This window comes from Nocardiopsis xinjiangensis YIM 90004 (assembly GCF_000341145.1).
GTDB lineage: Bacteria > Actinomycetota > Actinomycetes > Streptosporangiales > Streptosporangiaceae > Nocardiopsis > Nocardiopsis xinjiangensis.
Map to the genome: position 1 here is coordinate 1 of NZ_ANBE01000016.1, position 12,993 is coordinate 12,993.

At 69.0% G+C, this 12,993-nt stretch carries 7 protein-coding genes and 2 pseudogenes; 6 read left to right on the top strand and 3 right to left on the bottom strand.

Going from position 1 to position 12,993, the window contains the following annotated elements; genetic code table 11:
* The first annotated feature begins 648 nt into the window (after positions 1-648).
* Positions 649-1,695 carry a methyltransferase gene (locus D473_RS0109745; protein WP_017608887.1) on the top strand — a complete coding sequence of 349 codons (1,047 nt, stop codon included), beginning with the start codon at positions 649-651 and terminating at the stop codon, positions 1,693-1,695.
* Between the two features lie 27 nt (positions 1,696-1,722).
* Here D473_RS0109745 and D473_RS0109750 read toward each other — a convergent pair whose 3' ends face one another.
* From D473_RS0109750 to D473_RS0109760, 3 genes are all read right to left on the bottom strand, one after another.
* The gene (locus D473_RS0109750; protein ID WP_026126797.1) at positions 1,723-2,904 is read right to left on the bottom strand and encodes a PP2C family protein-serine/threonine phosphatase; all 1,182 of its coding nucleotides are present in this window, start codon (positions 2,902-2,904) and stop codon (positions 1,723-1,725) included.
* A gap of 110 nt (positions 2,905-3,014) precedes the next feature.
* Positions 3,015-3,653, bottom strand: coding sequence for a pyridoxamine 5'-phosphate oxidase family protein (locus D473_RS0109755; protein ID WP_017608889.1), 639 nt, complete (start codon positions 3,651-3,653; stop codon positions 3,015-3,017).
* A gap of 102 nt (positions 3,654-3,755) precedes the next feature.
* A complete protein-coding gene (locus D473_RS0109760) occupies positions 3,756-4,934 on the bottom strand; it encodes a beta-1,3-glucanase family protein (protein ID WP_017608890.1) in 1,179 nt (392 codons plus the stop codon).
* 397 nt (positions 4,935-5,331) lie between these two features.
* Here D473_RS0109760 and D473_RS25620 point away from each other — a divergent pair.
* From D473_RS25620 to D473_RS25625, 5 genes and pseudogenes are all read left to right on the top strand, one after another.
* Positions 5,332-9,004, top strand: a pseudogene (locus D473_RS25620) (nitrate reductase subunit alpha).
* Between the two features lie 49 nt (positions 9,005-9,053).
* On the top strand, positions 9,054-10,601 hold the full coding sequence (gene narH / locus D473_RS0109770) for a nitrate reductase subunit beta (RefSeq protein ID WP_017608891.1): 1,548 nt from the start codon (positions 9,054-9,056) through the stop codon (positions 10,599-10,601).
* On the top strand, positions 10,598-11,254 hold the full coding sequence (gene narJ, locus D473_RS0109775; RefSeq protein ID WP_017608892.1) for a nitrate reductase molybdenum cofactor assembly chaperone: 657 nt from the start codon (positions 10,598-10,600) through the stop codon (positions 11,252-11,254). The genes narH and narJ overlap by 4 nt, the downstream gene beginning before the upstream one ends.
* Positions 11,251-11,997 carry a respiratory nitrate reductase subunit gamma gene (narI, locus tag D473_RS0109780; protein WP_017608893.1) on the top strand — a complete coding sequence of 249 codons (747 nt, stop codon included), beginning with the start codon at positions 11,251-11,253 and terminating at the stop codon, positions 11,995-11,997. Before narJ ends, narI begins: the two co-directional genes overlap by 4 nt.
* A pseudogene (locus tag D473_RS25625) lies at positions 11,994-12,993 on the top strand (MFS transporter); the annotation flags it as partial. The gene narI and the pseudogene D473_RS25625, both read left to right, overlap by 4 nt.

Genomic DNA, 12,993 nt, shown 5'->3' on the forward strand with positions numbered 1-12,993 from the left:
GTCACCGGGAGTGCCGGGGCCGGCCGTTACCTCCGCAGGAGCGAGCGGCCATGACCACGCCACAAGCGGTGGTCGCAATGCCGCGCCCCAGGGGGTCGGGAAGTGTGCGCCCACCCTTTCTTCGGCAACCGGGCGCCGGGGGTGAAGGGGTTCGTCGAGGTGGGTCGGGTGAGCCCGGCGTCAAGGGGCGGACCGCACACCCCGAGGCGCTGGGAACAACCCGGCAGAACGCCGCCACTATCCCCGCAGGGAAAGGTGGGTGAGGGCGGCGCCGAAGCGGGTTGCGCGCAGACCCGGCCGGGCTGAAATCCCGACCCCGACGAACCACCACCCCCGGCACCACGAGAAACCCCACGACCCCAACCACAAGCCCACCCGAAAAATCAAAACCCCACCACTCCATGGGCAACAAACAACCCTGCAACACCAGCCAGCCGCCCCGCGCCCCACAATCCTCTCCTCACCCCAGCACAACTCTGCTCCTCCCACTCCCCACCTCCCGTCCCATACCTCGCGCTTTCATTCCTGACCCACCCCACACTTCCCCCACCCCGAGGACCATGTTCTTCGCCGGAGCCCTGACAACCGGGTGCTCGCCGGGTTACGGTCCCCGGGCAGGGGCCGCATGAGTGACGGGGACGGTGTGCCATGGACACGGAGAACACGCACGGTCGTGGCGCCGGGGAACATGATTCGCAGCTCCGGGAGGAAGCCACACGCCTGTGGCGCAAGGCCGCTCTGGTGACACCGATGGCCATCCGGGCCGTGGCGACCTTGCGCATCGCCGACCATCTCGCCGACGGTCCCCGTACCGCGCGGGAACTGGGTGAGGCGGTCGGTGCCGAACCCGAACCGCTGGAACGGGTCCTGCGCCATCTGGTCAACGAGGACATCTTCACGCTGGAGGACGGCCGCTTCGGACTGACCGGGATGGGCTCGGCCCTGCGCACGAACCATCCATGGTCGCGTCTGGGCTGGATCTCCGACCGAGGGGCGATCGGTCGCTCCGACCTGAGCTTGGCCGAACTGGCCTCGGCGCTGCGCACGGGCGAGACCGCCTACAGGCGTTATTTCCGGTCGACGTTCTGGGACGACCTGTCGGCCGACAGCGACCTCGCGGCCTCGTTCGAGGAGCTGATGGGCGCGCGCATGGTCGAGCATGCGCGGAACCTGTCCGGGATGTACGGATGGGGTTCCCTCACGGACGTGGTGGACGTCGGTGGGGGAAACGGGACCCTGTTGGCTGTGCTCCTCGGCCGTTTCCCCCGTCTCCGAGGTACGGTCCTCGACCTCGAGGGCCCCGCCCGGACGGCCCGGGAGACGTTCCGGTACGCGGGTCTGGACGATCGTGCTGACGCCGTCGCCGGGAGCTTCTTCGATCCTCTGCCCCCGGGCCGTGACGCCTACCTGCTCTGCTGGGTCCTGCACGACTGGGACGACGACTCGGCGTTGGCGATCCTGCGCCGGTGCGCGGAGGCGGCCGGGCCCACCGGGCAGGTCCTGGTGGCCGAGTACGGCGGGGACGACAGGCAGGTCACCGAGGTGGACGTGCGTATGCTCGCCTACTTCAACGGTCGTGAACGCGGCGCCGAGGGCCTCTCGGCCCTTGCTGCCGAGGCGGGCCTGTGCCTGGCGGGCGAACACAGCCTGCACGGCATCACCCTGACCGAGTTCACCGTCGGCCGCCCCGAATGAGGAGAGCGAGGCGCGGCCTACCCGACCTCAACTGTTGCCGTGCCATTCGCAGTAGGACACCGTGGCGTCGTCGTTGAGTCGACCGTGGTGATGGGTCAGTACCGCATGGACCAGTCGGCGCAGGGTCTCGGGCACCGGCAGCTGGTCGGTCTCCTGCCGCACGATGAAGCGCACGAACTCGTCGAGCCCGAACTCCTCACCTTGGGCGTCACGGGCCTCGGTCATGCCGTCGGTGTACATGAGGATCCGGTCACCGGGCTGGAGCTGTTCGCGGCACACCTGGACCGGCATCTCGAACTCCATGCCCAGCGGGTGCGTGGGTTCGCAGTCCAGGGTGCGGACGGCGTTCTGTCCGCGCAGGAGGACCGGCGGCAGGTGCCCGCAGTTGACCCAGCTGAAGACCCCCGTCCCGGTGTCGAGCTCTGCCATGATCCCTGTGGTGAACCGCAAACGTACGAACTCCTCGGTCAGGATCGCCTCCACCTCCGCGGGTAGGTCCTCGAGGTCGGTCCCTTTGCGCCGCGCGTTGCGGAACGCACCAACGGTCAGGTTCGACAGGAGGCCCGCGGCGTTGTCGTGGCCCATCGCATCGAACAGGGCCATGTGCACGATGGGGCCGGACACGGCGTAGTCGAAGGAGTCGCCGGCGTTCTCGTAGGCCGGCTCGGTGGCGGCCGCGAGGGTGACCCTCTCGTTGGCGAAGACCGTGGGCGGCATCAGGGTCCACTGCATCTCGGCCGAGACCGACATCGGCCGGTTCCGGATCAACCGGGCGTAGGAGTCGCTGATGTCGCGCTTGTCCACCACCAGGAGGCCCACGATCGCCGCGAGGGAATGCAGGGTCTCGTGGGTGGTGTCCTCGGCCCGGTCGATGTGGATCACGCCCAGGCGCTCGCTCCCGTTCAACACCGGGACCCAGTATTGCGGCATGCGGCCGACCTGGAGTATCTGGGTGTGGGTGAAGGCCAGCCCCGCGACGCTGCCGTCTATCCGCAGCTGTTGCCCGCCCTGGCCGGCGTCGGGTCCTTTGCCGGTCACCTCTTTCAGGACGAGCTGTTGGCGGTCGGCCAGGTACAGGCGGGTCCCGTACAGGCCGGCGTGTTCGGCTTCCTCGGCCACGCGGGCCGCCAACCCTTCGAAAGTCAGGTGGGTGCTGGAGCGCGCCAGGACCCTCACTACGCTGTCGATACCGTGCTGTTCCACTGCCATGGCGAACACCCAGACTCGCGGAGACACAGGTCGGAAGCCCTCCTACCCGCAGTGACCGGTAGGAACACGGAGGGCCGAGCCAAGACAGGGAGCCGGTGCGGCGCCGTACCTCAGTAGAGCGCGGCCCGGTTCTCCTCCTCCAACGCGGCGTCGATGGCCTCCACCGGGTCCGGGCTGTCCTTGAGGTCCTTCAGCACCTGTCCCAGGGTCGGCAGCTCCGCCCGGTCGGGCCACGTCGAGGGCTCCCACAGCGCCGAACGCCGGAACGCCTTCGCGCAGTGGAAGTAGGCCTCCTGGATCTGCACGCACAGCACCAGTTTCGGCGCCCGCCCGCGCACTGCGAAGCTCTCCCGAAGGTCCTCGTCCACCACGATCGTCGCGGTCCCGTTCACCCGCAGGGTCTCCTCGACCCCGGGCACGCAGAACAGCAATCCCACGTGCGGGTTGTCGACGACGTTGACGAGGGAGTCCACGCGCCTGTTGCCGGGCCGGTCGGGGATGGCGACCGTGTGCGGGTCCAGGGCCCGGAACCCGCCCGGTGCCTCACCGCGCGGGGAGACGTCGCAGGTGCCGTCGGTGCCCGAGGTCGACACGAGCACGAAGGGGCTGCGTTCGAGGAAGGCCAGTCCGTGCTCGTCGAGGTACCCGCGGTCCTTGTCCACGACGATCGGCGCAGGATCGCCCACGAGCTCGCGCAGGTGGGCGTGGTCCTTCACGGCCCGCAGACCGGAGACGTCCACGTCGGTCACCTTCCTTTCAGACACCGGCGGGGCAGGTACGCCCGCTGCGCCGATCCTATGACGCGGCCGGGCCGCCGGAGCCACGTGCTCCGGCGGCCCGGCCGCAGGGGATCAGAAGGGTGTCAGGGTGACCGCGAAGGCGCTCGGCCCGTGGTCCTGCACGTAGGAGGCGAAGCCCTCCACGTCGTCGAAGGCGAACCCGTAGGCCTTGCCGTCCTCGGTGTGCTCGTGGAAGACGGCCGCGTACCGGTTGGTCACCTCCTCCAGGTAGAAACCGTCGGGGTCGTTCGTGGGCTGCTCGGCGTGGGCGAGCAGGGTGGAGCGGTTGAGGGCGGCGCCCACGATCGCGGCGACCGGCCCGGTGATGCCGTCGTTGGGGGCGGCCAACGCGCCGTCGCAGAACAGCACGTCGGAGGTGGAGGGGCGGGCGATGGGCTCGACCCCGCCGTCGAAGAGCAGTTCCTCGCCCTGGACCCGGCCGGTGAAGGTCCCGGCGTTGGTGGTGACCACCAGGTCGGTGTCGGTGTAGTGAGACCACACCCGGTCGACGTAGGGGTCGTAGTAGGCGGCGTCGAACAGGCCCGCTCCGAGGCCGTGGCCGGGGGCGATGACCCGCAGGTCGTCGAAGACCAGGTTGCCGAAGTCGGGGTCGGCGGCCAAGGTCTCGAAGACGGCGTCGCGCCCGCCGGGGACGAAGAACCCGGTGGCGTGGTCCTCCTGTCCGGTCAGCTCGATGCCGATGGGGACGCTGAACTGGTCGACCATGCTGGTGTTGCAGAACATGCCGTCCTCGTTGTGGGTGAACTCCACCGAGTCGTGCAGTACGTCGAATCCGGGTTCGTCCTCCACCCAGCCCGAGGGCAGTTGGAGAGCGGGGTTTCCGTCGCCGTCGGCGACGATACGGATCCCGAGCTTGCCGCCGAGAGCGATGTAGATGCGCCCCGACATGAAGGGGAGCGTCATGTCGTCGGGCAGCGCGCCCAGGGGGATGGAGTAGTCGGTGTAGCCGTCGTCGGTGTTGTCGTCCTCGCTGACGGGGTGGGCCGTGCCGTTGGAGTCCACCCGGCAGTGGCCGCCGGTGGTCAGGTCCGTCCCGACGATGTAGAGCAGGATCTCGTCGTCGGAGAAGCGCCCGGTGTCGTTGGTGATACTGAGCGGGAGCGCTCCCGCGTTGCGCGTGCCCGTGTCGGACGAGGCCAACTGGGCGGTGGAGGTGGAGCATCCGGCACCGAGCAGCGGGACGCCGGCGGCGAGCGCGGTCCCGCCCAGGAAGAGTCGGCGGTCGATCATGTGCGGTCTCCTCGTGTGATGGGCAGAAAACCGAAAACTAAATTTCCAATTAGCTTGGGTCAACCGGGGTATCCCAAGAGATTTCCGGGCTGCGTGAGTCCCCAGTTCACACGGGGGTGAGACCGTGTTCCGATTTTCCGAGGGCCCGGGAACAGCGGGCCACGCGCGGATGTGCGGACGCACGTGCGAGCACCGGGGGACCTAGGACCTCTCCCCGTTACCGACCTTTGCGGAGCGATGCCCGACTCCTGCCTTTGGCGCGGGGGACACGGCCGCTGGTGAGCTGGCACATGCCAGGTCACCGAGACGGCCGCGCACGGTCGCCGTTGGAGAGAGGACCTCAGAAGTGTCCCGCCGCAATCCGCGTAGAACATCAGAGAAGGGGCCCGCCCCCGGTATGGACGGCCCGGTCTCAGAAATACTCCTCCGTACCCGGAGGTTCCTCGAGCCGCAGGAGGTCTCCGAGGACCTGCGCACCGTCCACCGCGTCGGAGGGCGCGACGCCGACACCTTCTACCGGGACCGTTGGAGCCACGACAAGGTGGTGCGCTCCACACACGGGGTGAACTGCACCGGCTCCTGCTCCTGGAAGGTCTACGTCAAGGACGGGATCATCACCTGGGAGGGGCAGCATACCGACTACCCGTCGGTGGGCCCGGACAGCCCCGAATACGAACCCAGGGGCTGCCCACGCGGAGCCGCCTTCTCCTGGTACACCTACTCGCCGACCCGCGTGCGCTATCCGTATGTGCGCGGCGTCCTGCTGGAGATGTACCGAGAGGCCAAGGAACGGTCGGGCGATCCCGTCCTGGCCTGGAAGGACATCGTCACCGACCCCGAACGCTCCGCCCGTTACAAGCGGGCCCGCGGCAAGGGCGGACTCGTCCGCGCCTCCTGGCAGGAGGCGCTGGAGATCGCCGCAGCGGCCCACGTGCACACCGTCGCCGACCACGGCCCCGACCGGGTCGCCGGATTCTCCCCCATCCCGGCGATGTCGATGGTCTCCCAGGCGATCGGCTCCCGCTTCTACGGGCTCATCGGCGGGTCGATGCTCTCCTTCTACGACTTCTACGCCGACCTTCCCGTCGCCTCCCCGCAGGTGTTCGGCGACCAGACCGACGTGCCCGAATCGGGGGACTGGTGGAATGCCGGCTACCTCATGATGTGGGGTTCCAACGTGCCGGTCACCCGCACCCCGGACGCGCACTGGATGGCCGAGGCCCGCTACCGGGGCCAGAAGGTCGTCGTGGTCTCCCCGGACTACGCCGACAACACCAAGTTCGCCGACGAGTGGCTGGCCGCCCGGCCCGGCAGCGACGGCGCACTCGCCATGGCCATGGGGCACGTGATGCTGCGCGAGTTCTTCGTGGAACGCACGACCCCCTACTTCGACGGCTACGTGCGCCGCTACACCGACCTGCCGTTCCTGGTGCGCCTGGAGGAGACCGAGGACGGCCACCGCGCCGGCAAGTTCCTCACCGCAGAGGACCTGGGGCGGGAAGGGGAGAACACAGCGTTCAAGACGGTCGTCCTGGACGAGGGGACCGGAGAGCCGGTGGTCCCCAACGGTTCACTGGGTTTCCGTTACGGCGAGGAGGGCGAGGGGCGCTGGAACCTCGACCTGCAGGACACGCGCCCCCGGCTCACCCTGTACGAGGACGGCCACGGTGGAGGGGGCGCCGAAGCGGTCGAGGTGGTGCTGGCCCGCTTCGACACCGAGGACGCCCTGCCCTCGCGCCGCGGCGTACCCGTGCGCCGGGTCGGCGGCCACCTGGTCACCACCGTCTTCGATCTGCTGCTCGCCCAGTACGGAGTGGGCCGCGACGGTCTGCCCGGCAGCTGGCCGACCGGCTACGACGACCCCGACGAGCCGGGTACCCCGGCCTGGCAAGAGACCTTCACCGGTGTCCCGGCGGCCCGCGCCGCGCGGATCGGCCGTGAGTTCGCGGCCAACGCCGAGGAATCCGAGGGCCGCTCCATGATCATCATGGGCGCCGGCACCAACCACTGGTTCCACTCCGACACCATTTACCGCGCTTTTCTCACCCTGACCACTCTCACCGGCTGCCAGGGCGTCAACGGCGGCGGCTGGGCGCACTACGTCGGTCAGGAGAAGACCCGCCCGCTCACCGGGTACAACCAGATGGCCTCGGCCGGGGACTGGGTGCGTCCGCCCCGGCAGATGGTGCAGACCGCGTTCTGGTACCTGCACAGCGACCAGTACCGCTACGACCGGTTCAGCGCCGACCAGGTCTCCTCCGGGATCGGCAAGGGGCTGTTCAAGGGGATGAGCACCGCCGACGTCATCGCCCAGTCCGCGCGCCTGGGGTGGATGCCCTCCTACCCGACCTTCGACCGCAACCCCCTGGACCTGAGCGACCAGGCGCGCGAGGCCGGGCTCCCCCTCGAGGAGTACGTGCCCCGCGAACTCCGGGAAGGGCGGATGCGCTTCGCCTGCGAGGACCCCGACGCGCCACGGAACGTGCCCCGGGTCCTGACCGTGTGGCGGGCCAACCTGCTGGGCAGCTCCGCCAAGGGCAACGAGTACTTCCTCGAGCACCTGCTCGGCACCGACTCCTCCCTGCGTGCCGAGGAAGCCCAGGAGGGCGAGCGTCCCCGGGATGTGCACTGGCGGAAGGAGGCACCCAACGGCAAGCTCGACCTGCTGCTGTCGCTGGACTTCCGGATGACCAGTACCACCGTCTTCTCCGACGTGGTGCTGCCCGCCGCCACCTGGTACGAGAAACACGACCTGAACTCCACGGACATGCACCCGTTCGTGCACCCGTTCAATCCGGCCATCTCCCCGCCCTGGCAGGCCCGCACCGACTTCGACGCCTTCCACGGACTGGCCCGCAGCTTCAGCGAGCTGGCCGTCGACCATCTGGGCACACGGCGGGACGTGGTCGCCGTGCCGCTGGCCCACGACACCCCCGGCGCGATGGCCACACCCAACGGGACCGTTCGCGATTGGAAGTCCGGTGAGTGCGAGCCCGTCCCGGGCGTGACCATGCCCGAGCTCGTGGAGGTCGAACGCGACTACACCGCGATCGCCGCCAAGCTCGGGGCGCTGGGCCCGCTTCCGGACGGACTCGGTGTGAGCACCAAGGGCATCACCTACGACGTCGGCAAGGAGATCGAGTACCTGGGCAGGGCCAACGGCACCGTGCGCGGCGGGCCGGCCGACGGGCGCCCCTCGCTCAAGAACGACGCCCAGATGTGCGAAGCGATCCTGGCGTTCTCGGGCACCACCAACGGGCGCCTGGCCACCCAGGGGTTCCACACCCTCGAAAAGCGCGTGGGTACAGACATGGCCGACCTGTCCGCCGAGAGCGAGGGCAAACAGATCACCTTCGCCGACGTGCAAGCAGCGCCGGTGCCGGTACTGACCTCACCCGAATGGTCGGGCAGCGAGAGCGGCGGACGCCGGTACTCGCCGTTCACCATCAACGTCGAGCGGAACAAGCCCTGGCACACGCTCACCGGACGCCAGCACTTCTTCCTCGACCACGACTGGATGGCCGAGGCGGGGGAGAACCTGCCCGTGTTCCGGCCGCCCCTGAACATGCACCGGCTCTTCCGGGAACCGGAGATCGGGGAGCACGGCGAACTCGGTGTGACCGTGCGCTACCTGACCCCGCACAACAAATGGTCCATCCACTCCGAGTACCAGGACAATCTGCTGATGCTCAGCCTGTCCCGCGGCGGGCCGGCCGTCTGGATGAGCAGCGCCGACGCCGACCGGATCGGTGTGCGCGACAACGAATGGATCGAGGCGGTCAACCGCAACGGCGTGGTCGTGGCCCGAGCCGTCGTCTCCCACCGCATGCCGGAGGGGACCGTCTACATGCACCATGCCCAGGACCGGCTCATCGACGTCCCCCCGCGCAGAGACGTCGGGCAAGCGCGGCGGCATCCACAACTCGATCACGCGCCTGCTCGTCAAGCCCACCCACCTGATCGGTGGTTACGCGCAGCTCAGCTACGCCTTCAACTACCTCGGCCCCACCGGTAACCAGCGTGACGAGGTGACGGTGATCCGTCGACGTTCCCAGGCGGTGGAGTACTGATGCCCGCGACGGCCACCCCCGACCCCCGACACTCCCAGGAGGTGTACTGATGCGCGTCATGGCCCAGATGGCGATGGTGATGAACCTCGACAAATGCATCGGGTGCCACACCTGTTCGGTCACCTGCAAGCAGACCTGGACCAACCGTGCCGGCATGGAGTACGTGTGGTTCAACAACGTCGAGACCCGGCCCGGGCAGGGTTACCCCCGCACCTACGAGGACCAGGAGCGGTGGAAGGGCGGCTGGACCCGTGAGTCCAACGGCCGCCTGGCACTGCGGTCGGGCAGCAGGTTGAAGAACCTCGCCACGATCTTCGCCAACCCCGCGTTGCCCGGCATCGACGACTACTACGAGCCCTGGACCTACGACTACCGGACGCTCACCGACGCGCCCCTGCAGGAGCACACCCCGGTCGCCCGCCCCAAGTCCCTCATCAGCGGACGCGACATGGCCATCCGGTGGAGTGCCAACTGGGACGACAACCTCGCCGGCGGCCCCGAACTCGCCAAGGACGACCCCGTCCTGCGCAAGGTCTCCGACAAGGTCGAGCTCGAATTCGAGCAGTCCTTCATGTTCTACCTGCCGCGCATCTGCGAACACTGCCTCAACCCCTCCTGCGCCGCCGCCTGCCCCGCCGGGGCGATCTACAAGCGCAGTGAGGACGGCATCGTGCTCGTGGACCAGGACGGATGCCGGGGCTGGCGCAAGTGCGTGACCGCCTGCCCCTACAAGAAGATCTACTTCAACCACCGCACCGGCAAGGCCGAGAAATGTACGTTCTGCTATCCCCGCGTCGAGCTCGGCATGCCCACGGTGTGCGCCGAGACGTGCGTGGGACGGCTGCGTTACCTGGGCCTGGTCCTCTACGACGTGGACGCGGTCCTGCCGGCCGCCTCGGTGGAGGACGAACACGAACTCCTGGACGCCCAGCGCCGCCTGGTCCTGGACCCCGACGACCCCGAGGTCGTTCGCGCGGCCGAGAAGGAGGGCATCCCCCGAGACTGGATCGAGGCGGCACAGCGTTCCCCGATCTACTCGCTCATCAACGAGTACCGGGTGGCGCTTCCCCTGCACCCGGAATACCGCACCATGCCCATGGTCTGGTACATCCCACCTCTGTCCCCGATCGTGGACGCCGTCTCCGAGACGGGTGAGGACGCCGAGAACCGCGACAACCTGTTCGCGGCCATCGAGAGCCTGCGCATCCCCATCGGCTACCTGGCCGGACTCTTCACCGCCGGAGACACCGGGCCCGTCACCGACTCACTGCGCCGCCTGGCCGCGATGCGTTCCTACATGCGCGACATCAACCTGGGACGCGGCACCGACGAGGAGATTCCCCGGGCCGTCGGTATGGACGGCGAGAGCGTGTACGAGATGTACCGGCTGCTGGCCCTGGCCAAGTACGAGGACCGGTACGTGGTCCCGCCCGCGCACGCCGAACAGGCCCATTCCCTGGAGGCCTCGGCCACCGGTTGCAGCCTGGACGCCGAGGGCGGTCCCGGTATGGGCGGGCCTTCCACGGGCGGTCCGGCCACCGGCGGGAAGGTGTCGCTGCCGATGCCTCGGATCCGCCGGCCGCAGGAGGCGGAATGAACCTGTTCAGTGCCCTCAGGCGCCATCCGGTCAACGACCGGCAACGCGCCCTGACCCACCGGTTGGCCGCACTGGTGCTGGCCCACCCCGACGAGCAGCTCCTGGCCGATCTGCCGATGCTGCGGCAGGCGGCCGAGGAACTGCCCGATCCGCCGCGCGCGGAGCTGCTCGGGGTGATCGGGTGGCTCTCCTCGACCCCGCTGCTCGAACTCGCCGAGACCTACGTCGGGACCTTCGACCTGCACCGGCGCTCGTGTCTGCACCTGACCTACTACGCCCACGGCGACACCCGCAACCGCGGCGCCGCCCTGCTGGTGTTCTCCAACGCCTACCGCAGGGCCGGTTTCCTCCTCGGCGTGGACGAACTCCCCGACCACCTGTGTGTGCTCCTGGAGTTCGCCGCCACGGTCGATCCCGACAGCGGGACGCGTCTGCTGAACCGCTACCGGGCCGGGCTGGAACTGCTGCACCTGGCCCTGAGCGAGGCGGGTTCGCCCTACACGGGCGCGGTCACGGCGATCAACGCCACCCTGCCGCCCAAGACCGACCGGGTCGACGGCACCGTCGCCCGGCTCGTGGCCGAGGGGCCGCCGGCCGAAGAAGTCGGTCTCGCCCCCTTCCCGCCTCCGGAAACCAGGAGTGTGCACTTGTGAGCACCACACTCGAAACGGTGTTGTGGGTCATCGCCCCCTACGCCTGCATGGCGGTCTTCCTCGTCGGCCATTACTGGCGCTACCGCTACGACAAGTTCGGCTGGACGACCCTGTCCACCCAGATCTACGAGAGCCGCCTCCTGCGCTGGGGCAGTCCCCTGTTCCACTTCGGCATGCTCGCGGTCATCGGTGGCCATGTCATCGGCCTGCTCATCCCCAAGGGGTGGACCGCGGCCGCGGGCATCACCGACGAGGGTTACCACGTCATGGCGGTCGGACTCGGTCTGGTCGCCGGGACCGCGGTGGCCGTGGGACTCACCCTGCTCATCATGCGCCGGCGCCTGGTCGGCCCGGTCTTCCGGGCGACCAGCCGGATGGACAAGCTCATGTACGTCGGGCTCGCCCTGGTGATCCTCACCGGGATGGCCAACACCGTCGTCGGCAACGTCATCGGCCACTACGACTACCGGGAAGGGGTCTCCATCTGGTTCCGCGGATTGTTCTTCCTGGATCCGCACCCGGAGCTGATGGGCGCGGCCCCAATCACCTTCCAGGCGCACGTCCTGGCCTCCCTCGCGCTGTTCGCGCTGTGGCCGTTCACCCGGTTGGTGCACGTGTTCAGCGTGCCGATCGGCCACCTGTGGCGGCCCTACGTGCCGTACCGGTCACGGGACACGCGGATGGGTGAACGCCGCGGCCGTCGCGGCTGGGAGAACGCGGAGGACGGGAGCCGGACGCCATGAACAGCGGCGCCAGAACCAACCTCGTACTGGCCACGGCGGCGTTCGCGCTCATGTTCTGGGCGTGGAACCTGATCGCCCCCCTGGCACCCGGCTACGCCGCGCGTTTGGACCTGAGCCCCACCCAGACCTCCGCGCTCATCGTTTTCCCCGTGTTGATCGGGGCCGTGGGGCGGATTCCGGCCGGGGCGCTGACCGACCGTTACGGCGGACGGGTGATGATGGCCGCGGTCGCCTTCGCCTCCGTGGCACCGGTGCTGCTGCTCGGCTTCGTCGGGGACTCCTACCCGGTGCTGTTGGTGCTCGGGTTCTTCCTGGGGATCGCGGGAACCTCCTTCGCCGTGGGCGTGCCGTTCGTCAGCCGTTGGCACGTCCCCGAGAAGCGCGGGTTCGCCACCGGGGTGTTCGGTGCGGGCATGGGAGGTACGGCGCTGTCGGCGTTCCTCACTCCGTACCTGGCCGACACCATCGGGCTGCTGGGCACACACGTGTTCATGGCTGCGGTGCTGGCCTCGACGGGCGTGCTCGTGCTGGTGGTGTGCCGTAACCCTCCCGGGTGGGAGCCCTCCACCGATCCTTTGCTGCCCCGGTTCCGCGGAGCTCTCGGGCTGCGGGCGGCCTGGCAGAACATCCTGCTGTATGCGGTGGCTTTCGGCGGGTTCGTGGCCTTCTCGACCTACCTGCCGACCCTGTTGCACAACGCCTACGGATTCGCGCAGACCGAGGCGGGTCTGCGCACCGCCGGNTCCTGGCCGACAGGATCGGCCCGGTCCGGGTGTGCCTGGTCTCCTTCGCGGGGACCACGCTCATGGCGGGTGCGCTGGTGTTCCAGCCGCCGGCCGAACTGGCCGCGGGGGCGGTGTTCGTGCTGATGGCGGGCTTCCTCGGGTTGGGGACCGGCGGTGTGTTCGCCCTGGTCGCGCAGCTGGTGGAGCCGGCCCGGGTCGGTACGGTGACCGGTCTGGTCGGTGCCGCCGGCGGGCTCGGCGGGGGTTTGTC